We start from the raw sequence: 21,712 nt of genomic DNA, 5'->3' as shown, positions 1-21,712 counted from the left end.
GCGGTGAGGACAGCGACTCTGGGGCCTGAGCAGCGCGCCGAAGCGCTGGCGGCGATGGCGGAGCGGGAGCTGGACGTGCTGGTGGTCGGCGCCGGGGTCGTCGGTGCCGGTACGGCGCTGGACGCGGTCACGCGCGGTCTGTCCACCGGTCTCGTCGAGGCCCGCGACTGGGCGTCCGGCACCTCCAGCCGGTCCAGCAAGCTGATCCACGGCGGCCTGCGCTACCTGGAGATGCTCGACTTCACCCTCGTACGGGAGGCGTTGAAGGAGCGCGGGCTCCTGCTGGAGCGGCTCGCCCCGCACCTGGTCAGGCCGGTGCCGTTCCTCTACCCGTTGCGGCACAGGGGCTGGGAGAGGCTCTACGCCGGCTCGGGCGTGGCCCTGTACGACGCGATGTCCATGGCGCGCGGACACGGCCGGGGCCTGCCCCTGCACCGGCATCTGACCCGCCGTCACGCCCTGCGCGCCGCCCCCTGCCTGAAGAAGGACGCGCTGGTCGGCGCCCTGCAGTACTACGACGCCCAGGTGGACGACGCCCGCTTCGTGGCCACCTTGGTGCGCACCGCCGCGTCCTTCGGCGCGAAGGTGGCCAACCGCGCGCGCGTGACCGGGTTCCTGCGCGAGGGCGACCGGGTCGTCGGCGCGCGTGTGCAGGACGTCGAGGGCGGCGGGGAGTACGAGATCCACGCCCGGCAGATCGTCAACGCGACGGGCGTGTGGACCGACGACACCCAGGCCATGGTGGGCGAGCGCGGCCAGTTCCACGTCCGCGCCTCCAAGGGCATCCACCTCGTCGTGCCCAAGGACCGCATCCACTCCACCAGCGGTCTGATCCTGCGCACCGAGAAGTCCGTCCTGTTCGTCATCCCCTGGGGCCGGCACTGGATCATCGGCACCACCGACACCGACTGGGACCTCGACAAGGCCCACCCGGCCGCCTCCAGCGCCGACATCGACTACCTGCTGGAGCACGTCAATTCGGTGCTGGCGGTGCCGCTCGGCCGGGACGACGTCCAGGGTGTGTACGCGGGTCTGCGCCCGCTGCTCGCCGGGGAGTCGGACGCCACGAGCAAGCTGTCCCGGGAGCACACGGTCGCCCATCCGGCGCCGGGGCTCGTGGTCGTCGCGGGCGGCAAGTACACCACCTACCGCGTGATGGCCAAGGACGCCGTCGACGAGGCCGTGCACGGTCTGGACATGCGCGTCGCCGACTGCGTGACCGAGGAGACCCCGCTGCTGGGCGCGGAGGGCCACCAGGCGCTGTGGAATGCACGCGCGCGCATCGCCGCCCGCACCGGAGTGCACGTGGCCCGCGTCGAGCATCTGCTGAACCGGTACGGCTCGCTGGCCGAGGAGGTCCTGGACCTCGTCGCCGCCGACCCCGCGCTGGGCGCGCCGCTGACCGGCGCCGACGACTATCTGCGCGCCGAGGTGGTCTACGCCGCCTCCCACGAGGGCGCCCGGCACCTGGACGACGTCCTCACCCGCCGCACCCGCATCTCCATCGAGACCTTCGACCGTGGCACGCGCTGCGCCCGCGAGGCGGCCGAGCTGATGGCGCCGGTCCTCGGCTGGGACAAGGACCAGATCGAGAGAGAGGTCGAGCACTACGACAAGCGGGTGGAGGCCGAGCGCGAGTCCCAGCTCCAGCCCGACGACCTGACGGCGGACGCGGCCCGGCTCGGGGCACCGGACATCGTGCCGCTGTAGCCACGTCAGGCACTGAAGCCGCGTCAGAGTGCCGGTTTCTCCCTTCTTGCGACCCCTCATCCCGATAAGCGGAACAGCTGCTTCAGGTAGGCCCCCTGGGCGTCGGGCACTTGTCGGGTGAGAGACAATGGAGGCTCTGTCAGGGCGGGTTGCATGAGGGGACGCATGTCGGAGGCGGAGCGGGCGGGCACTTCTCGTCAGGAGACTCGTCAGGACAAGAGCGAGCGTCGTCTCCTCGCCGGGCGGTACCGGCTGGGAGATGTGCTGGGCCGCGGCGGCATGGGCACCGTGTGGCGGGCCGATGACGAGACGCTGGGCCGGACGGTGGCCGTCAAGGAACTGCGGTTCCCGTCGAACATCGACGAGGAGGAGAAGCGGCGCCTGATCACGCGCACCCTGCGCGAGGCCAAGGCGATCGCCCGGATCCGCAACAACAGCGCGGTGACGGTCTTCGACGTCGTCGACGAGGACGACCGGCCCTGGATCGTCATGGAGTTGGTGGAGGGCAAGTCCCTCGCCGAGGTCATCCGCGAGGACGGCCTGCTGGAGCCGAAGCGCGCCGCCGAGGTCGGGCTCGCCGTCCTCGACGTGCTGCGCTCGGCGCACCGCGAGGGCATCCTGCACCGGGACGTGAAGCCGTCCAACGTGCTCATCGCCGAGGACGGCCGGGTCGTGCTCACCGACTTCGGCATCGCCCAGGTCGAGGGCGACCCGTCCATCACCTCCACCGGCATGCTCGTCGGCGCCCCCTCCTACATCTCCCCGGAGCGCGCCCGCGGCCACAAGCCCGGCCCGGCGGCCGACCTGTGGTCGCTCGGCGGCCTGCTGTACGCGGCGGTGGAGGGCACGCCGCCGTACGACAAGGGCTCGGCGATCGCCACGCTCACCGCGGTGATGACCGAGCCGCTGGAGGAGCCCAAGAACGCGGGCCCGCTGCGGGACGTCATCTACGGCCTGCTCACCAAGGACCCGGCCAAGCGGCTCGACGACGCCGGTGCCCGCTCCGAGTTCAACAAGGTGATCCGCCGGCCCGAGCCGGAGCCGATGGACGCCACGCGGGTGGTTCCGCTGCCGCCGCAGCCCGGACCGGCCGAGGGCAGACGGAGCGAGGAGGCCGCGGACAAGCTGCGCGGCGCGCTGCGTTCGGTCCGCAAGGCGGCGGGCGCCGCCTCGGCCGCGGCCGCGACGCGTTCGCGGAGCGGCGGCGACACCAGCACGCCCCCCGCGGCCGCTCCGAGCGGTACGCGTGGTGCGAGCGGTTCCGCGGGCGCGACCGGTCCTGTCACCGGCGGTGCCCGGCCCGGTGCCGCCGGCGCCGGACGGACCGGTGGGCCCGCGGCGGGTGGCGCGCGGCAGACCGGTGCGGCCTCGGGCGCCGCGGGCGGGCCGAACTCCGGCGTGAGCAAGCCGAGTTCGGGCTGGCCCGTGATGCCGCCGCCGGACCTGGACCTGCCGCCGCGGCCGGTGCCGAGGGCGCCGCTGACCGACGTGGTGCCCCGGCGCACGCTGGTGATCATCGCCGTGGTGGTCGCCCTCGCCGTGCTCGGCACCGTGCTCGCCGTCGCCCTCAGCGGCGGCGACAAGAGCGACAACGGCAGCGGGGCCAAGGCGGCGGCGAGCGCGTCCACCAAGGAGGACCGCGGCACGGGCGGCGCCGCGCGGGCGGAGGGGTCGGGCCCGTCGTCCGCCGGCGGCACGCCGTCGGACAACCGGACCGACGGCGGCGCGAGCGCGTCCGCCGACAGCTCCGGCTCGTCCGCCGCGAAGGGCGGCGGCAGCGCGCCCGCGGTGTCGACCCGCAAGGGCGGCCAGGGCTACTCGATCGGGCTGCCCAAGGGCTGGTCGTACGGGTCCAGCGACAGCGCCGGTGACCGCTACACCGGCCCCGACGGACAGAAGCTGCTCGTCGCGTGGACGACCACGCCCAAGGACGACCCGGTGGCGGACTGGAAGGACCAGGAGCGCTACATGGTGCGTTCCCAGTACCACAAGGTCCGCATAGAGAAGGCGGACTACCGCAACTGGAACACGGCCGACTGGGAGTTCACGTACGTCGACGGCGCCAAGTACCACACCATCGACCGGGGTTTCGTCGTCAACGGCAGCCTCGGCTACGGCCTGATGTACACCGCGAAGGACGCGGACTGGGACAGCGCGCTGCGCAAGGACACCTGGAAGACGCTGACGGCGTCCTTCACACCCAAGTCGTAATCACCGTACGGCGGTTTGGGGCGTCACAATCCGGCATCCGCTCAATGCGGGTTGCCTCCGGCACGTATCGTGAATGGTCGCGGACCGTACGCAGCCGCATGAGCGTGCGAAACGGGGCGCGAGGCGAACGGATGTGACCAACCGGGCGGCCGGGGGAGGCAACGTGGACGACTACGCGGGTCGGGTGCTCGCCGACCGCTACCGCCTGCCGCTGCCGCCCTCCGACGAGTACGAACTCACCGAGACCCGCGCCTTCGACACCTACAGCGGGCAGGAGGTCCTCGTCCGGCAGGTGCCGTTGCCGGAGGTCGTCGAGGCCGAGGTGCTCGACGCGGAGGGACTGCCCGAGGGGTTCACGGCGCGCGAGCGCGGGGCCCGGCGGGCGGCGGACGCCCGTACGGCCACCCGCCGGCCCGCCGATCCGGCCGTACGACGCGCCGTCGAGGCCGCGCAGGCGGCCGCCCGCATCCCCGATCATCCCCGGCTGGACCAGGTCTTCGACGTGTTCGCCGAGGGCGGGTCCCTGTGGATCGTCAGCGAGTGGGTCGCGGCGCGCCCGCTGTCCGCGTTCCTCGCCGAGCAGCCGCTGTCCCCGTACCGGGCGGCCGAGGTCGCCTCCGACGTCCTCATGGCGCTGCGGGTGCTGCACGCTCACGGCTGGGTGCATCGCAACATCACGGCCCGTACGGTGCTCGTCTGCGACGACGGCCGCGTGATGCTGACCGGGCTCGCGGTCGGCGCGGCGGAGGAGGCACTGAGCGGGTACGACCCGGTACCGGGCCAGGACGGGGTACCGGGCCCGGAGCGGGTCGAGCCGGGGACCGGTGCGGCGTCCACCGACGGGGGCGGGGGAGCCGCCGCGTCTTCCGGCGGCCCGGTCGGAGGTGTTCCGTCCGCCGACGTCGATCCCGAGGCGGCGCGCCGGGCGGCGATCCAGGCGAGGGCGGCCGGCGGCCTGCCGTCCGCCGAGGGGACGTCGGGCGGCGCCGACACGGCCGGACCACCGGCTCTGGAGAGCGGAGCGAGCGGTACAGACGGGGCGAGTGGGGCGAGCGGGGCCGACATCCGGGCCGCTCGCGCCGGGGCCATCGCCGCGTATCGCGCGGGCGCGCGTGCTGCCGCCCGGGTGCAGGAGTCCCGGCAGGCCGACCGCCCCGCACTCCCCGGCGCCCGCCCACCCGCCGACGCCACCACCGCGTACGGTGCTGATTTCGGCCGCCAGGTCCGAGACCCGTCCGCTCACGGTGCTGATTTCGGCCGCCAGGTCCGAGACCCGTCCGCTCACGGTGCTGATTTCGGTCGCCAGGCCCGCGATCTGTCCGCCCAGGGTGTCGATGTCACTCGGCGGGCTCCGGATTCGTCGGTCTACGGTGCTGATTTCGGTCGACAGGCCCGCGATCTGTCGGACCGCGGCGCCGATTTGCCCCGGCAGGCTCCGGATTCGTCCGTCCACGGTGCTGGTTCCGGTGGTCGGGGGCGGGGGGTGTCCGCTGATGGGGCTGAGTCGGGTGGGCAGGCCCGGGACCTGTCCGCTGTGCTTGTCGGGCCTCCGCGGGGGACCGTGAGTGCCCTGGCGGCCGAGAGGGCGCGGCAGGTGCGGATGACGGTGGTCGGGCCGGTGACCGAGCGGTGGGCGCCGGAGCAGGCCGGGCCCGTGCACGAGAACTGGCAGCTGGCGGCGCCGGTCGGGCCCGCGACCGATCTGTGGGCGCTCGGGGCGTTGCTGTTCCGGGCGGTGCAGGGGCATGCGCCGTACCCGGAGGAGTCGACGGCCGAGCTGGTGCAGCTCGTGTGCGCCGAGCCGCCCGCCTTCGCCGAGGAGTGCGGCCCGCTGCGGCCGGTCGTGGAGTCGCTGCTCCGGCAGGATCCGACCGAGCGGCTCGACGTCGAGGAACTGGGTGGCTGGCTGCGGTCGTTGGTGCGGTCCGCGCCCGAGCCCGACGCCGGTACGCACGTGGTGACCGTGCCGCCCAGCGACCCGAGCCGGCTGCCGATCGTCCGGCGCCGGGGCGAGCTGGTGCGGCTGCGGCGCCGGCGCGACCGGACGGCGGAGACCTCGCCGCACGGCCGGCACAAGCGGTCCCCGGAACGGAGCAGGGGCGAGGCGCGTTCGCCGCGCAGTCTCGGCCGGACCCTGCTTGTGCTGATCCTGCTCCTGCTGGCCGGTGCGATCGCGTTCGCGATGCTGTTCCTGCCCAAGCAGGGGCACGACGGAGCGGCGGGCGGCGACCGGACCGGCAGCGTGGGCCAGACCGGCCCGGCGCCCTCGCGCACCCCGCAGCCCTCCTCCGGGCAGTCCGCGGACGGCGGCCCCTCCGCGTCCGCGCCCGGCACCGAGACCCAGACCGGGGGCGATCCGAGCGTCTCCGCCGGCTTCACGCTGCGCACCGACCCCGGCGGTTTCAAGATCGCCGTGGCCAAGGGCTGGGGCCGCACCCCGAAGAACGGCAGCGGGGAGGTCGTGTACGCGCAGGGGAACTTCGAGCTGATCGTCGTCCCGGGGCGGGACAGTGCCGCCGGATACGGCAGCGACCCGATGGCGTACCAGCGGGACAAGGAGAGCGAGCTGCAGCCGTACCGGGACTCCAGCTGGGCCACGGCCACCGGGCTGCGGACCATCGAGGTGGGCGGACGGACCATGGCCGAGGGGCAGTTCACCTGGACCGACGGGCAGGGACGCGACCTGTTCGTGCGCAACATGGCGATCCTGCTGAACGGCCGTTACCACGTCATCCAGGTCCGCGGTCCGGAGTCCGAGCGGGACCAGGTGACCCGGTTGTACGAGCAGGCCACCGCGACGTACACCTACACCGGTTGAGCACCGCGTGCACCGATTGAGCGCGCCGGGTGACCGACGGGAAGCGGCTGGGCGGGCGTCAAGCGTCACAGTGCTGTCACCTTGGTACCCCGCTGGTTCCCTGCAGGCAGACCGGTCCTTAGTCTGGCCCTGTCAAGAGCATTGCGGGGCAACGTGAATCAGATGCAGGGCCTGCTCATAGCGGGCCGCTACCGGCTTGCCGATTCCATCGGCAGCGGAGGCATGGGCCGGGTGTGGCGCGCCCACGACGAGGTGCTGCACCGGACGGTCGCCGTCAAGGAGTTGACGGCGGCTCTCTATGTGTCCGACAGCGACCGGGCCGTGCTGCTCGCCCGTACCCGGGCCGAGGCCCGGGCCGCCGCGCGCATCAACCACTCCGCCGTCGTCACCGTGCACGACGTCCTCGAACACGACGGCCGCCCGTGGATCGTCATGGAGCTGGTCGAGGGCAACTCACTGGCCGACGAGGTCAAGGAGCGCGGCCGTGTCGAGCCCCGGGAGGCCGCGCGGATCGGCCTGTGGGTGCTGCGGGCGCTGCGCGCCGCGCACTCCGCCGGTGTGCTGCACCGGGACGTCAAGCCCGGCAACGTGCTGCTCGGCAAGGACGGCCGGGTCCTGCTCACCGACTTCGGCATCGCCCAGATCGAGGGCGACTCCACCATCACCCGCACCGGGGAGGTCGTCGGCTCGGTCGACTACCTGGCGCCCGAGCGGGTGCGCGGCCACGACCCGGGCCCGTCCTCGGACCTGTGGGCACTCGGCGCCACGCTCTACACGGCCGTCGAGGGCCGCTCGCCCTTCCGCCGCACCTCGCCGCTGAGCACCATGCAGGCGGTGGTCGAGGAGGAGGCCGCCGAGACACGGCACGCCGGTGCGCTCGGCCCCGTCATATCCGCCCTGCTGCGCAAGGAACCCGACCGGCGGCCGGGTGCCGAGGAGGCGGAGCAGCTGCTCGCCGAGGCGGCGGAGGGCCGTCGGCCGGACGCGGCCCAGGCCTTCGTCCCGACCCAGAACTCCGGCCTGCACACCAGCACCGGCTCCTCGGGCTACGGCACCGGCGCGACGGTCCCCGGCTACGACGCACCGGCCACGCCGGGCGCCGGGCGCTCGATGACCGGGCCGACGGCCGTGGCCCCCGCCCCGCCCGGACCGGCGGGACAGACCACGGCCGCGGGCCGCGGCGGCGCGGGACGGGGCCGTCCCCGGCGCCGGCTGCGCACCCTCGCCCTCGTCGTCGCGACGGCCGCCGTGCTCGGCGGCGGCGCGGCGGTCGCCGTCCAGGAGTGGGGCGCGACGGCGAGCAGCGCCGCCGGGTCGAGCGGCGGCGCGGGCCCGGTCACCGACCCCTCCGCGAGCGACACGAGCACGCCGGGCTCCGACGGCGCGGTCCCCGCCAGCTGGCGGACGTACACCGACCCGCTCGGTTTCAGCCTCTCCCTGCCCAAGGGCTGGAAGCGGAAGGTCTACGAGATCCAGGGCGATCTCAAGCAGGTCGACTACAGCCCGGACGACGGCAAGCACTTCGTGCGCATCGCCATCGACGGCTCCCCGGACTTCAAGGACGCCAACGCGCACCAGCTCGATCTGGACCAGCAGCTCAGCAAGCGGCTCATCGACTACAAGCGCGTGCAGCTGGAGAAGAACATCTACCGCGACCTGAACGGCTCGGTCTGGGAGTACACCTGGACCGCGCAGTCGAAGGACACGCCCTTCCCCGGACCGCGGCGCGCCGTCGAGGAGACGTACTACTCCCGGGACGGCATCGAGTACGCGATCTACATCTCCTCTCCCGCGGCGGACTGGGCGAAGACGGGCAAGCAGTTCAAGGCGGTTCTCCAGGGCTGGCAGCAGCCGTAGCGGCAGCGCCGGCCGATACGGCCGAAAACCGCTGGTCGATCGGTACTGCTTGGCTGATCGGTGTCCCGGAGCGCGCGGGTCCGGTGCGGCATGATGGGGCGCATGGGGACCGAGGGCGCCGACTTCCGGGTGATCGCGGGCCGTTACCGTCTGGAGGCACGCATCGGGCGCGGCGGCATGGGCGTCGTGTGGCGGGCGAGCGACGAACTGCTGGGGCGCCGGGTCGCGGTCAAGGAGATCCTCGCGGACGACGCGCTCCCGGACGACGACACGCGGCGCCGCCAGGACCGTACGTTCCGCGAGGCGCGGGCGGTCGCCCAGTTGCGGCATCCGCACATCATCGTCGTGCACGACGTCGTGGAACAGGACGAACGGCCCTATCTGGTCATGGAGTTGGTCGAGGGCGGCTCGCTCGCCGACCGGATCTCCCGGTACGGCCCGGTCGACGCCGCCGAGGCAGCGCGCATCGGTGTCGCCCTGCTCAGCGCGGTGCGCACCGCGCACGAGGCGGGGGTGCTGCACCGGGACATCAAGCCCGCGAACGTGCTGATCGAGTCCGGCACCGGCCGGGTCGTGCTCACCGACTTCGGCATCGCACAGGTCGCGGGCGCCACCACGCTCACCGAGACGGGCTCCTTCGTCGGCTCGCCCGAGTACACCGCGCCGGAGCGGATGTCGGGGGTGCGCACCGGGCCGGAGTCCGACCTGTGGTCGCTGGGCGCGCTGCTGTGCACGGCGCTCAGCGGCGAGTCGCCGTTCCGGCGCGACTCGATCGGCGGCATCCTGCACGCCGTCGTCGCCGCCGAGATCCGGCCACCCGCCGAGGCGGAGCCGCTGCTGCCCGTCGTACGGGGGCTGCTGGAGCGCGACCCCGACCGGCGGCTCGGCGCGGCCGACGCCGAGGAGATGCTGCGGACGTACCTGGAGACGGGACGGACGCCGGACGCACCCGGCGCGGCCGCCGCGGCGGACGGGGCGCGCGGCCACCGGACCGGCGGGGGGCGTGCGGCACGGCCGGGGACGGGCAGCCGTACGGGACATCGCACGGGGAGCCGTCCGGCCGGGGCGGTGGCGGCCTACTCGCCGACCCGGCCGGACGTGCCGCGTTCGCCCGCCGCTCCCGCGCCCCCGGCCGGACCGCCGCCCCGGACCGCGACCCGCGGCGTGCTGATCGCGGCGGTGCTCGTCGCCGCGCTGGCCGGGGCCGGCGTGTCGGCCGCCCTGCTGCTGCACGGGGACGACGCGGGAGGGGGCGGCAGCCCCGGCGGTACGGCGACGTCCCCGGCGACCGGCACCGGTGGCGGCAGCACCGGCACCCGCCCGCCCTCGCCCTCATCCTCGCCGCCCGCCTCGCCGGGGCCGACGCGCACCGACTCCCGTACCGCGCCCTCCGGTTACCGCACGGCCCGGGACCCGGCCGGATTCTCCCTCGCCGTGCCGGAGGACTTCACCCGCAGCCCGCAGGGCGAGCGCGTCTTCTACCTTTCGCCGGGCGGGATCTTCCGCCTCGGCATCCGGGCCGGCGTGGCCCGGCCGGGCGGCCCGCAGGCGGCGATGGAGCGGTCGGCGGCCGACGGCCCGCACACGAACCCCGGTTACCACGACGGCCGGGTCACCCACGCCGTGCACGCGGGACACCCGGCCGCGCTCTGGGAGTTCAGCTGGGACGGCTTCAGCGCGGCGGAGGGCCCGCGGCACACCTACGACCTGTGCTGGGAGGAGGCCGGGCGGCTGTACGACGTGTGGGTGTCGGCGCCGGTCGGCAAGGTGCGCGAAGCGCGGGAGTACTTCGACGTGGCACTGGACACCTTCTCGGTCACGGCTTCGGCCTCGTGACGCGAAGCTCCGGCCGGCGGGGCGCCGAGGCTCCGGTAGCGGCCCGGGGTGATGCCGAACTCCCGGCTGAAGGCGTGCGAGAGGGCGTACGGGCTGCCGTAGCCGGTCTCGCGCGCCACCGTCGCGAGCGGTGCGTCGGTGGCGCGCAGCCGGGTCGCCGCCAGGGTCAGCCGCCACCAGGTCAGATACGCCATCGGCGGGCGGCCGACCAGTGTGCTGAAGCGGCGCGCGAGGGTGGCGCGGGAGACGCCCGCGCGGGCGGCCAGCAGGTCGTTGGTCCAGGGCGTCGCCGGGGCGCAGTGCAGGGCGTGCAGGGCGGCGGCGGTCGCGGGATCGGCGAGCGCCGCGGGCCAGCCGCCCGTGCCCGCACGGGCCGCCCAGGCGCGGATCATGTAGACGAGCAGCAGGTCCAGCAGGCCGGGCAGGACCAGGCTCGCGCCGGGCCGGCCGCCGTCCGCGTCCAGCTCCCCGGCCAACAGGCCTACCGCGGAGCGCAGTTCGGGCGAGCCCGTGTCGCCATAGGGCAGGTGCACCAGTTCGGGCAGCTCGGCCAGCAGGGGGTGGGTCCGGCTGCGGTCCAGACGGTACTTGCCGCACAGCAGCCGCACCTCGGGCCCGGCGCCCGGCAGCACGAGATCCGTTTCCGGCACGTCCGTCAACAGTCGCGCCCGGCGTGCCGCGCCCGGCCCCGCCGCCGCGTCCGCCAGCACGTGTCCGGTGCCGTGCGACACGAGCACCACGTCACCGGCGCCCAGGGGCACCGGCGCGCCGCCGTCGTCCGGCAGCAGGGTGCAGGCGCCGGCCAGCACGACGTGGAACCCCACGCCCTCGTACGGCGCCAGCCGCACCGCCCAGTCACCGCTCACCCGCAGCCTGCTGGAGGAGGGCCGACCCACCCGGACGGCCGAGATGGCATCGCTGACCACGTCCATGGACACCAGCGTATGAGACGTCGGCGTATCCGGCAGAGCCGGACGAGCATCGGACTGCTCATCTCGCGCTCCTAGGGTGAGGGGCATGAGCGAAGACAGCGTGCAGAAGTTCCTGATCGGAGACGTCGAGGTCCTGCGCATCGTCGAATGGCGGGGGCCCTTCGCGCCCGCCCGGCAGCTTGTCCCGGACAGCCGCCCGCAGGTGTGGCGGGAGCACGAGGAGCAGCTCGCCCCCGGCCACTGGGATCCCGGCGCCGACCTGGCCCTGGTGGCGGTGCAGACCTGGGTGGTGCGCAGCGCCGGGCGGACGGTCCTGGTCGACACCGGTGTGGGCCGGGACCGCGAGCGCCCCGGCAACCCCTTCTTCCACCGGCGCGCCGACGACCTGCCCGCGCGGCTGCGCGCGGCCGGGGTGGAGCCCGACGCCGTGGACGTCGTCGTCAACACCCACATCCACGGGGACCACGTCGGCTGGAACACCCAGGCCGTCGAGGGCTCCGGAGCATGGGTGCCCACCTTCCCGCACGCCCGCTACCTCCTCCCGGCCGCCGACGACCACCACTTCGGACCCGGGGGCGGGTACGGCGGCGGGGTCCGCGTCGACGACCGGCTGCTGTACGAGGACAGCGTGGCGCCCGTGCACCGGGCCGGCCTGGCCGAGCTGTGGGAGGACACGTACCGCGTCGACGAACACCTCGTGCTGGAGTCCGCCCCCGGCCACACGCCGGGTTCCTCGGTCCTGCGGGTGGGGTCCCGCGGCGAGCGTGCGGTGTTCGTCGGCGACCTCCTGCACAGCCCGGTGCAGATCCTGCGCCCCGAGTGCAACAGCTGCTTCTGCCTCGACCCGCGGCAGGCGGCCGCGACCCGGCGCCGGGTGCTGGAACGGGCGGCCGCCGAGCGGGAGTTGGTGATACCGGCGCACTTCGCGGGCGGCGGCGGGGCCGTGGAGGTGCGCACGGCGCCCGGGGGCTTCGCGCTGCACCGGTGGGCCGCCTGAACTGCCGCCCCCGCGCGGGGCGCTGACCGCCCGCTTCGACAACGGCCTGGTGCACACGGTACTCATGGGGCATGACTGAAGACGGCGAACACCCGCCCGGCGCACGTCTGATCGGTGGCCGCTACCGGCTCGCCGGCCGCCTCGGCTCCGGGCCCACCGGAACGGTCTGGCGCGCACTGGACGAGGCCGGGCAGGGGCAGGTCGCCCTCAAGGAGCCACTGCTGCCCGGGGATCCGGCCGACGACGAGGAGAGCCGGCGTACCGCCCACCGGCTCACCACGGAGGCCCGCGCCGCCGCCCGGGTGCGCCACCCCTGTGCCGTCACGGTGCTGGACGTCGTCACCGAGGGCCATGTCCCGTGGGTCGTCATGGAGTTGGTGGAGGGCGAGTCGCTGCGCGAGGTGCTGCGGCGCGGCCCCCTGCCGCCCGTCGAGGCCGCCCGGATCGGGCTCGCCGTCCTCGGTGCCCTGCGCGCCGCGCACGCCGTCGGCATCGTGCACCGGGACGTCAAACCGGCCAACGTGCTGCTGGAGTCCGGCACCGGGCGGGTCGTCGTCACCGACTTCGGCACCGGCGACGGCCACCCCGGCGAGGCGCCCGCCGGGTTCGTCGCCCCCGAGCGCGCCGCGGGCCCCGGCGCCGGACCGGCCTCCGACCTGTGGTCCCTGGGCGCGCTGCTGCGGGCCGCGGTAGGGGAGGAGGCCGAGACCCACGAGGTCATCGCGGCCCGCGAAGCCACCGGGGTCAGCGGCGCCACCGGGGTCTGCGGGGCCGACAAGGCCGCAGAGGTCACCGGGGTCACCGGGGTCATGGGGATGACGGGGGCCCGCGAAGTGGTGGGGGCCCGCGGGGGCGACGGGGACGGCAAGGCCCACGAGGTCATCGCGGCCCGCGAAGCCACCGGGGTCACCCAGGCGCGCGAGGTCACCGAGGGCACCGGCCCGGTGCGGCTGGGGGCGCTCGGACCCCTGCTGGAGCGGCTGCACGCCGCCGAGCCGGCGGCCCGCCCCGACGCGGCGGAGGTCGCGGCCGCACTCCACGACTACCTCGGGCTCACCCCCGTACCGGAGCCCGTGCGGCCGCAGGCCCCACGGGAACCGGAGGCCGTGCGGCAAGGCCAGGCAGCCGCGGTCGAACCGCGTCGCCGCACCCCGCGCACCACCCTCGGCCTGCTCCTGGCGAAAAAAGCCGGACTCGAATGATCGTTCTGTTCGGCCGGGCGTCAACACCCTGATCAGCACATTCACTGCCAGTGATCACTGGCAGTGTGTGAGCAGGTCGTGAATCCCCGTTACCGCCGGGTACACAAAGGCTGCGCTCCGGCATACCCTGCGCCTCATGACGGACACGCAGGCCTCGGACATCGCCGGTACCAACCCCCTCGCGCCCGCCCCCGAGGGCGCCCGCACCGCCGCCGACGTGGTCACCCCGGAACTGGTGGCCCGGCTCACGAAGGGCGTGGTCGGCTCCGGCCGGACCGCCAACCACACCCCGTTCACCGGCGAGAAGCTGGCCGATCTGCCCGAGTCCACCCCCGAGGACGTGGAGAAGGCCTTCGAGGCCGCCCGCGCCGCGCAGTCCGTGTGGGAGAAGACCCCGGTGGGGCAGCGGGCCGCCGTGCTGCTGCGCTTCCACGACCTGGTGCTCCAGCGGCAGGCCGAGGTCCTCGACCTCATCCAGCTGGAGACCGGCAAGGCCCGGCTGCACGCGCACGAGGAGGTGCAGGCCGTCGCCGTCGCGGCCCGCCACTACGGCCGCAAGGCCCCCGCCTATCTGCGGCCCAAGCGGCACACCGGCGCCATCCCGACCCTGACGAAGGTCACCGAACTGCGCCACCCGCGCGGGGTCGTGGGCCAGATCGCCCCCTGGAACTACCCGCTGGAGCTGTCCGTCGGCGACGCCCTGCCCGCCTTCGTGGCCGGCAACGCGGTGGTGATGAAGCCGGACACGGAGACCTGCCTGACGGCGCTGTGGGCGCGCGACCTGCTGATCGAGGCCGGTCTGCCCGAGGGCGTCTTCCAGGTGGTGCTGGGCGAGGGCCCGGTGGTCGGCCCCGAGGTCGTCCGGCACGCCGACTACGTCTCCTTCACCGGCTCCACCCGTACAGGGCGCGAGGTCGCGCAAGGTGCGGCGGCCCGCCTGGTCGGCGTCTCCCTCGAACTCGGCGGCAAGAACGCCATGCTGGTGCTGGACGACGCCGACATCGAGAAGGCCGCCGCCGGCGCCGTACGCGCCTGCTTCTCCTCGGCCGGACAGCTCTGCATCTCCATCGAGCGGCTGTACGTCCACGAGTCGGTCGCCGACGCCTTCCTGGAGCGCTTCGCCGCCCGCACCCGGGCCATGCGGCTCGGCAACTCCCTCGCCTACGGCGCCGACATGGGCTCGCTGGTCGGCGAGCGCCAGCTGAAGACCGTCGAGCGGCATGTCGAGGAGGCCGTCGCCAAGGGCGCGAAGGTGCTCGCGGGCGGCAGGGCCCGCCCCGACATCGGCCCCTACTTCTTCGAGCCCACCGTCCTGGACGGCGTCGAGGACTCCATGACCGTCTGCGCGGAGGAGACCTTCGGCCCGGTCGTCTCGGTCTACCGCTTCTCCTCCGACGACGAGGCGGTCGAGCGCGCCAACGCCACGCCGTACGGCCTGAATTCGTCGGTCTGGACGACCAGCGCCCGGCGCGGCCGCGAGGTCGCCGCCCGCCTGCGCACCGGCACGGTCAACGTCAACGAGGGCTACGCGCCCGCCTACGGCAGCGTCCAGTCCCCGATGGGCGGCATGAAGGACTCCGGTCTCGGCCGCCGGCACGGCTCGGAGGGCATCCTCAAGTACACCGAGGCCCAGACGGTGGCCCAGCAGCGGCTGCTGCCGATGGCGCCGTCACTGGGGATGGACGACGCGCGTTACGCCCACTTCATGAGCACGAGTCTTCGGGTGATGAAGGCATTCCGGTTCAGGTAATTCCCGTATCCCCTTGACGCCTTGACGACCCCGCCGACTCAACGAGGAGTACACGTGCCGCACGACGCCCACGACTACGACGTCCTGATCGTCGGCTCCGGATTCGGCGGTTCGGTGTCCGCCCTCCGCCTGACCGAAAAGGGTTACCGGGTAGGCGTGTTGGAGGCCGGCCGCCGCTACACCCGCGAGGCCCTCCCGAAGAACTCCTGGGACCTGAAGAACTACCTCTGGGCCCCGAAGCTCGGCCTGTACGGCATCCAGCGCATCCATCTGCTGGGCAACGTGATGGTGCTGGCCGGCGCGGGCGTGGGCGGCGGCTCGCTCAACTACGCCAACACCCTGTACGTCCCGCCGAAGCCCTTCTTCGACGACCCGCAGTGGAAGGACATCACCGACTGGCAGCAGGAGTTGCAGCCGTACTACGACCAGGCCCGGCGCATGCTCGGCGTCCGCCTCAACCCGACCATGACGCCGTCCGACGTGCACCTGAAGGCGGCGGCCGAGCGGATGGGTGTCGGCGACACCTTCCATCTGGCCCCGGTCGGCGTGTTCTTCGGCGACGGCAAGGACGCCGACGGGACGACGGAGGCGAGCCCGGGGCAGGAGGTCGCCGACCCGTACTTCGGCGGAGCCGGCCCGTCCCGCAACGCCTGCACCGAGTGCGGCGAGTGCATGACCGGCTGCCGCCACGGCGCGAAGAACACCCTCAACGAGAACTACCTCCACCTCGCCCAGCAGGCCGGCGCGGTGGTGCACCCCATGACGACGGTCGTGTCCGTCACGGACGACTCGCGCGGCGGGTACGCGGTGGCGACCCTGCCGACGGACCGGAAGAAGAAGGGCGAGGGCCGGCTGTTCACCGCCCGCAGGGTCGTCCTCGCGGCCGGCACCTACGGCACACAGACCCTGCTGCACCGGATGCGGTCCGGCGGCCAGCTGCCGTACCTGTCCCAGCGCCTCGGCCACCTGACCCGGACCAACTCCGAGGCGCTGGTCGGCGCGCAGACCGACAACCGCCGCTACCGCAAGGCGCACGGCACGGCGGCGGCCGACTTCACCCAGGGCGTCGCGATCACGTCCTCGATCCACCCGGACGAGAACACGCACATCGAGCCGGTCCGCTACGGCAAGGGCTCCAACGCGATGGGCGGCCTGTCGATCCTCCAGGTGCCGTACGCCGAGGGCTCCTCGCGTGCGCTTGCCTGGCTGACGAACGCGGCCAGGCACCCGCTCCTGGTGCTGCGGTCGCTGTCCAACCGGCGCTGGTCGGAGCGGACCATCATCGGCCTGGTCATGCAGTCCCTGGACAACTCGCTGACGACCTACCTGAAGCCGGACGGCGTCGGCAAGGGCCTGCTCACCGCCCGCCAGGGCCACGGCGCCCCCAACCCCAAGCAGATCAAGGCCGCCACCGAGGCCGCGAGCGTGCTCGCCGCCGAGATCAACGGCTTCGCCGGCAGCAACGTCGGTGAACTGATGGGCACCCCGCTGACCGCGCACTTCCTCGGCGGCTGCCCCATCGGCGACTCGGCGGAGACCGGGGTGATCGACCCGTACCACCGCCTCTACGGCCACCCCGGCATCTCGGTCGTGGACGGCGCCGCGGTCTCGGCGAACCTGGGGGTGAACCCCTCGCTGACGATCACCGCGCAGGCCGAGCGCGCGATGTCGTTCTGGCCGAACAAGGGGGAGGAGGACCCGCGCCCGGCACCGGGAGCGGCGTACGAGCGCCTGAAGCCGGTCGAACCGCAGTCCCCGGCGGTCCCGCAGGACGCCTTCGGCGCGCTGCGACTGCCGTTCCTGGGCATGCCGGCGGTGCCGCCGAAGAAGTAGCGCGACGCGTACGAAGGGGCCTGCACCCCCCTCCTGGCGCAGGCCCCTTCGGCAGGGCGGAAGCGAGGGGCGCCTCCGCCCGCCGGCTCCGCCGCGTTTAGGCGGCGGCGTCCGAACCGGCGCCCTTGCGGCGGCGGACGGAGAACATCACTCCGGCACCGACGACGACGGCGACCCCGCTGACGAGGGCGATCGTCGGCAGCATGGAGCTGGAACCGGTGTGCGCGAGGGTGCCGGTGGGCACGATCTCGGTGGCACCGCCCTGCGGCTCCTTGCCGCCGGCCGGCGTCGTGCCCTTGCCGGGCTTGGCCTGGCCGGGGCTCGGGTTGCTGCTGCCCGGCTTGAGCACGGTGAAGTCGTAGAAGCCGAACGAGCTGTGCACGCAGTTCTTCTGTGTGTCGACGTAACCGCCGAAGCCCATGCTGAAGCCGTCGCCGGCGGGAGCCTGCGCGGTGATGTCGACGCGCAGCTTGATGCCGACCGTCTGCTTGGGGCCCAGGGGGGTCGTGCCGAAGTACAGCCCGTTGCCGACCGTGTCGGCCATGGACTCCCAGGACTTGGTCTTGGGGTTGAAGAACTCGAGCTTGGCGTAGGTGCTCAGCCAGTCCTTCTCGTTGTCGCTCGCCGTGTCGTTGTCGACGGTCGCGAGCCACTGCACGGTGCCGAGCGACTGGTCGCTGTGGTTGGCGGCCGTCATCGTGAAGTTGTGCCAGCCGCTGCCCGCGACGATCTTGCCGGGCAGGCCGGAGACGTCGATGCTCAGCTGGGAGTCGGGGTCGACCATGTTGTCGTCGACCGGGCAGTCGCTGGGGATGGCGGTGGGCATGGCGGTGGGCTCGGCGCTCCGGCTCGGCGAGGCGGATGCCGACGAGCCGGTGCTGTCGCTCGGCGTGGCGGAAGCGGACTCGGCGGAAGAGGCGGAGGCGGACGCCGTGGCAGAGGCCGAGTCGGAGGGCGAGCCGCTCTCCCCGGCCGTCGCGCTGCTCTGGCCGGAGGGCGAACTGCTCGCTCCGGTGTCGCCGTCGGACGCGCTCTCGCCGGCGGCCGGGCTGCTCGCGGACGACGCGCTCGGCGGCTCGTCGGCGAACGCGGCGGGGGCGGAAAGCAGGGCGGTCGGAGCTATGACCGCCGTCGCGGCCATGGTGACCATGGCGCGGCGAAGCTTCATGAAGACCTCTGTAGGGCAAGCGTGCCGCGGCAGGGCAGCACGTGTCGGGAGGCCTCCGCGTGTGGGGCGCGGGCGTGGCCGTTGGTTTGCGTAAGGGAGACCTGCGGCCGCGGTGGACGGTTGCGCTCACCCTGTCTTCTTCTTGTGTGACGTGGATCATGTTTTGGAACGCGTCGGACCGTGGTGCCGTCGCGGTCGCCGCATGTGCGCACCGGGGGTCGGCGGCCGGTCGTCGGCACACCGCTTCCGTGAACGCCACCGAGGCGGCGGCGAAGGGCGGTCACACCGGACCCCGGACCGCGCGCGGCGAGCTGCCCGTGCCGGGCGAGACGGGGGCGACGCGTCTGCGGACGGCAGCGATCCCCTGCTGACGTTCCTGCGGGAGGCGCGGCGAGACCTGTATGCCGTACGACTGGAATGGGGGCGTCTGTCTGCGGATCCGCGAGGGGAGTCGTCGCCGGACAGCCCTCTCTTGTGACGGCACTGGGGCTGAGACGGGGTTTTCCGCCGGTCGGCCCCGGGCGTCCCCGGGGCCGACCGTTCTCTTGGGTGACCGGGCTGCTGTCCCCTGCCGTCCGGTCACTTTCCGGAGCGAGGTCCCACGGTGTACGGCACGACCCGTACGCCTCATCGCTCCGGCGAGCCACGCGTGGTTCTGTCGGGCCCGCCCCTGGCTGGCACGGACAACCCCTCAACGAAGCGGTGTGCGGGCCGGTCACGCGCCGTACGGGTGAGACGGCGGTCGAATTCAGATGCGACCCCGGCACAGTTCGAGCAGGGTCATGGCGAGCGGAGTGCCGGGCTTGCCGAGGGCCTCGCGGTAGCGGCCGAGGATCTCCATCTCGCGGGACAGGTGCACGCGCCGCCCGCCGGAGGCGATACGGGTCTGCTGCACGACGGCGGAGACGGCCATCCGCTCCTGGATGAGGCCGATGATCCGGTCGTCGAGCACGTCGATGCGCTCACGGGCGCCGGCGATGGTCGCTTCCGGAGTCTCGGGGGCTGCCGTGGATTCCGGGGAGGTGGTGGTCATGTTCGGGGCTCCTGTCGGGGAGGAGACCCGGAACGACAGAACCCGGAAAACGTCAGGCGCCCCGGGCCTTGTCGGCCCGGGGCGCCTGGGAAGTCGCTTGGCTTTCGCTCAGCTCAAGCAGCACGACCATGGCAGCCGGCGGGCCGGTTGCCATAGGTAAAGAGGAAGGTCGAGTGCGCGAGCATGCGGTCAGTATGCCACGGCGCCTGAGCGGAGAGGTCCGACCCCCGCCCCGTTAGAATCGGAACCACAGACCCCCGCCCGACCACCAGAAGGCACCCCGTGTCATCAGCGAACACCGCTGCCGCCGCCCCCGACACCGTCCTGGTCGTCGACTTCGGTGCGCAGTACGCCCAGCTCATCGCCCGTCGCGTCCGCGAGGCGCGGGTCTACAGCGAGATCGTGCCGAGCACCATGCCGGTCGAGGAGATGCTCGCCAAGAACCCCGCGGCGATCATCCTCTCCGGCGGCCCCTCGTCGGTCTACGAGACGGGCGCCCCCCGCCTCGACCCCGCGCTCTTCGAGGCCGGCGTCCCCGTCTTCGGCATGTGCTACGGCTTCCAGCTGATGGCGCAGGTCCTCGGCGGCACGGTGGACAACACCGGCGCCCGCGAGTACGGCCGCACCGACCTGCACGTCTCCAAGACGTCCTCCACCCTCTTCGAGGGCACCCCGGCCGAGCAGCACGTATGGATGTCGCACGGCGACGCCTGCTCCGCCGCCCCCGAGGGCTTCTCGGTGACCGCGTCCACGGACGTCGTCCCGGTCGCCGCCTTCGAGAACGACGAGAAGAAGCTCTACGGCGTCCAGTACCACCCCGAGGTCATGCACTCCACGCACGGCCAGCAGGTGCTGGAGCACTTCCTGTACCGCGGCGCGGGCCTGACCCCGACCTGGACCACGGGCAACGTGATCGAGGAGCAGGTCGCCGCGATCCGCGAGCAGGTCGGCGACAAGCGCGCGATCTGCGGTCTGTCCGGCGGTGTGGACTCCGCCGTCGCCGCCGCCCTCGTCGCGCGCGCCATCGGCGACCAGCTGACCTGCGTGTACGTCGACCACGGTCTGATGCGCAAGGGCGAGACCGAGCAGGTCGAGAAGGACTTCGTGGCCGCGACCGGCGTCAAGCTGGTCGTCGTCGACGCCGAGGAGCGCTTCCTGACCGCGCTCAAGGGCGTCTCGGAGCCCGAGGAGAAGCGCAAGATCATCGGCCGTGAGTTCATCCGCGTCTTCGAGCAGGCGCAGGCCGAGATCATCGCCGACGCGGGCCCGGCCGTGGAGTTCCTGGTCCAGGGCACCCTGTACCCGGACGTGGTCGAGTCCGGCGGCGGCACCGGCACCGCCAACATCAAGTCGCACCACAACGTCGGCGGCCTCCCCGAGGACCTCGAGTTCCAGCTCATCGAGCCGCTGCGCAAGCTGTTCAAGGACGAGGTCCGGATGGTCGGCCAGGAGCTGGGCCTGCCGGACGAGATCGTCCAGCGCCAGCCCTTCCCGGGCCCGGGTCTCGGCATCCGTATCGTCGGCGAGGTGACGAAGGAGCGTCTGGACCTGCTCCGCGACGCCGACGCGATCGCCCGCGAGGAGCTGACCGCGGCCGGCCTGGACCGCGACATCTGGCAGTGCCCGGTGGTCCTGCTCGCCGACGTCCGCAGCGTGGGCGTCCAGGGCGACGGCCGCACCTACGGTCACCCGATCGTGCTGCGCCCGGTCTCCTCCGAGGACGCCATGACCGCCGACTGGTCCCGGCTGCCCTACGACGTCCTCGCCCGTATCTCGACTCGCATCACCAACGAGGTGCGGGACGTCAACCGCGTCGTCCTCGACGTGACCTCGAAGCCCCCGGGCACCATCGAGTGGGAGTGACCGGCTGACTCCCATGACCCCTATGCGCGCCTGACCGTGCGCAGGGGCGCACCGGGCTTCCAGACCTGGACGACGAGGTACCGCTCGTCCTCGACGTAGGTCCGCACGACCTCCGTCAGCTCGGTACGGAAGAGGTGGAACGGCTCCGGCGGTTCCACCTCTTTCGCGTATCCGGACTTCCGCCCGCCCTCGACCTCGTACGCCCGCCCCGCGATCCGTACGTCCCCGCCGCCCATCTCCGTACCCTCACCCGGGTTCGCCTGCAGCGCGAAGCGCGGATCGCGCCGCAGGTCGAGGGCCTTCAACGAGCCGTCCATCATGCCCAGCCACAGCTCGCCGCCGCGGAAGTCGGCCTCCAGCCCGCAGGTGCGCGGCGAACCGTCCTTGCGGAGGGTGGCGAGCACATGATGCCGGTGGGCGCGGAAGCGCTCCTCGGTGATCCGGGCCAGCTCGGGTTCGGCGGAGGCGAAGGCCTCCCAGTTCACAGACGTCATACGCGACA

The 21,712-nt window shown here is 73.2% G+C and carries 14 protein-coding genes and 1 pseudogene; 11 read left to right on the top strand and 4 right to left on the bottom strand.

Features of this window, described 5'->3' with window-relative positions:
- Positions 1-3 precede the first annotated feature (3 nt).
- From BIV25_RS00805 to BIV25_RS00785, 5 genes are all read left to right on the top strand, one after another.
- Positions 4-1,710: a glycerol-3-phosphate dehydrogenase/oxidase gene (locus BIV25_RS00805; protein WP_079176352.1), complete on the top strand. Its 1,707-nt coding sequence runs from the start codon at positions 4-6 to the stop codon at positions 1,708-1,710.
- A 165-nt stretch (positions 1,711-1,875) separates the two neighbouring features.
- Positions 1,876-3,921: a serine/threonine-protein kinase gene (locus tag BIV25_RS00800; RefSeq protein WP_107485828.1), complete on the top strand. Its 2,046-nt coding sequence runs from the start codon at positions 1,876-1,878 to the stop codon at positions 3,919-3,921.
- A gap of 163 nt (positions 3,922-4,084) precedes the next feature.
- Positions 4,085-6,739, top strand: coding sequence for a protein kinase (locus tag BIV25_RS00795; RefSeq protein WP_071370141.1), 2,655 nt, complete (start codon positions 4,085-4,087; stop codon positions 6,737-6,739).
- 162 nt (positions 6,740-6,901) lie between these two features.
- A complete protein-coding gene (locus BIV25_RS00790) occupies positions 6,902-8,596 on the top strand; it encodes a serine/threonine-protein kinase (RefSeq protein ID WP_071370099.1) in 1,695 nt (564 codons plus the stop codon).
- 102 nt (positions 8,597-8,698) lie between these two features.
- Positions 8,699-10,432, top strand: coding sequence for a serine/threonine-protein kinase (locus BIV25_RS00785; RefSeq protein ID WP_071370098.1), 1,734 nt, complete (start codon positions 8,699-8,701; stop codon positions 10,430-10,432).
- Positions 10,433-10,518: 86 nt separating this feature from the next.
- Here the strand turns inward: BIV25_RS00785 and BIV25_RS46185 are convergent.
- Positions 10,519-11,364 (bottom strand): annotated as a pseudogene (locus tag BIV25_RS46185) (AraC family transcriptional regulator); the annotation flags it as partial.
- Between the two features lie 85 nt (positions 11,365-11,449).
- On the opposite strand from BIV25_RS46185, the gene BIV25_RS00780 reads away from it, so the two are divergent.
- The 4 genes from BIV25_RS00780 to BIV25_RS00765 all read left to right on the top strand — a co-directional run bounded on the left by BIV25_RS00780 (position 11,450) and on the right by BIV25_RS00765 (position 17,146).
- Positions 11,450-12,361 (top strand): MBL fold metallo-hydrolase, encoded by a 912-nt coding sequence (locus BIV25_RS00780; RefSeq protein ID WP_071370097.1) that lies wholly within the window; start codon positions 11,450-11,452, stop codon positions 12,359-12,361.
- Between the two features lie 71 nt (positions 12,362-12,432).
- The gene (locus BIV25_RS54035; protein WP_079176351.1) at positions 12,433-13,563 is read left to right on the top strand and encodes a serine/threonine-protein kinase; all 1,131 of its coding nucleotides are present in this window, start codon (positions 12,433-12,435) and stop codon (positions 13,561-13,563) included.
- A gap of 136 nt (positions 13,564-13,699) precedes the next feature.
- The gene (locus BIV25_RS00770; RefSeq protein ID WP_071370096.1) at positions 13,700-15,313 is read left to right on the top strand and encodes a succinic semialdehyde dehydrogenase; all 1,614 of its coding nucleotides are present in this window, start codon (positions 13,700-13,702) and stop codon (positions 15,311-15,313) included.
- A 54-nt stretch (positions 15,314-15,367) separates the two neighbouring features.
- Positions 15,368-17,146, top strand: coding sequence for a GMC family oxidoreductase N-terminal domain-containing protein (locus BIV25_RS00765; RefSeq protein WP_071370095.1), 1,779 nt, complete (start codon positions 15,368-15,370; stop codon positions 17,144-17,146).
- Positions 17,147-17,243: 97 nt separating this feature from the next.
- Here the strand turns inward: BIV25_RS00765 and BIV25_RS00760 are convergent, their stop codons facing one another.
- Positions 17,244-18,314, bottom strand: a complete 1,071-nt coding sequence (locus tag BIV25_RS00760; RefSeq protein ID WP_071370094.1) for an LAETG motif-containing sortase-dependent surface protein — start codon at positions 18,312-18,314, stop codon at positions 17,244-17,246.
- Positions 18,315-18,562: 248 nt separating this feature from the next.
- On the opposite strand from BIV25_RS00760, the gene BIV25_RS52270 reads away from it, so the two are divergent.
- Positions 18,563-18,685, top strand: coding sequence for a hypothetical protein (locus tag BIV25_RS52270; protein ID WP_256255497.1), 123 nt, complete (start codon positions 18,563-18,565; stop codon positions 18,683-18,685).
- 377 nt (positions 18,686-19,062) lie between these two features.
- Here BIV25_RS52270 and BIV25_RS00755 read toward each other — a convergent pair whose 3' ends face one another.
- Positions 19,063-19,347 carry a chorismate mutase gene (locus tag BIV25_RS00755; protein ID WP_071370093.1) on the bottom strand — a complete coding sequence of 95 codons (285 nt, stop codon included), beginning with the start codon at positions 19,345-19,347 and terminating at the stop codon, positions 19,063-19,065.
- Between the two features lie 282 nt (positions 19,348-19,629).
- Between BIV25_RS00755 and guaA the strand changes: the two genes are divergently transcribed.
- Entirely contained in the window at positions 19,630-21,210 is a 1,581-nt protein-coding gene (gene guaA, locus BIV25_RS00750) for a glutamine-hydrolyzing GMP synthase (RefSeq protein WP_071370092.1), read from the top strand.
- Between the two features lie 20 nt (positions 21,211-21,230).
- Here the strand turns inward: guaA and BIV25_RS00745 are convergent, their stop codons facing one another.
- Positions 21,231-21,704 (bottom strand): pyridoxamine 5'-phosphate oxidase family protein, encoded by a 474-nt coding sequence (locus tag BIV25_RS00745; protein ID WP_177235110.1) that lies wholly within the window; start codon positions 21,702-21,704, stop codon positions 21,231-21,233.
- Positions 21,705-21,712 lie beyond the last annotated feature (8 nt).

This window comes from Streptomyces sp. MUSC 14 (assembly GCF_001866675.1).
Lineage (GTDB): Bacteria > Actinomycetota > Actinomycetes > Streptomycetales > Streptomycetaceae > Streptomyces.
The sequence above is the reverse complement of the archived record's forward strand: the minus strand, read 5'-3'. Positions and strand labels throughout refer to the sequence as shown.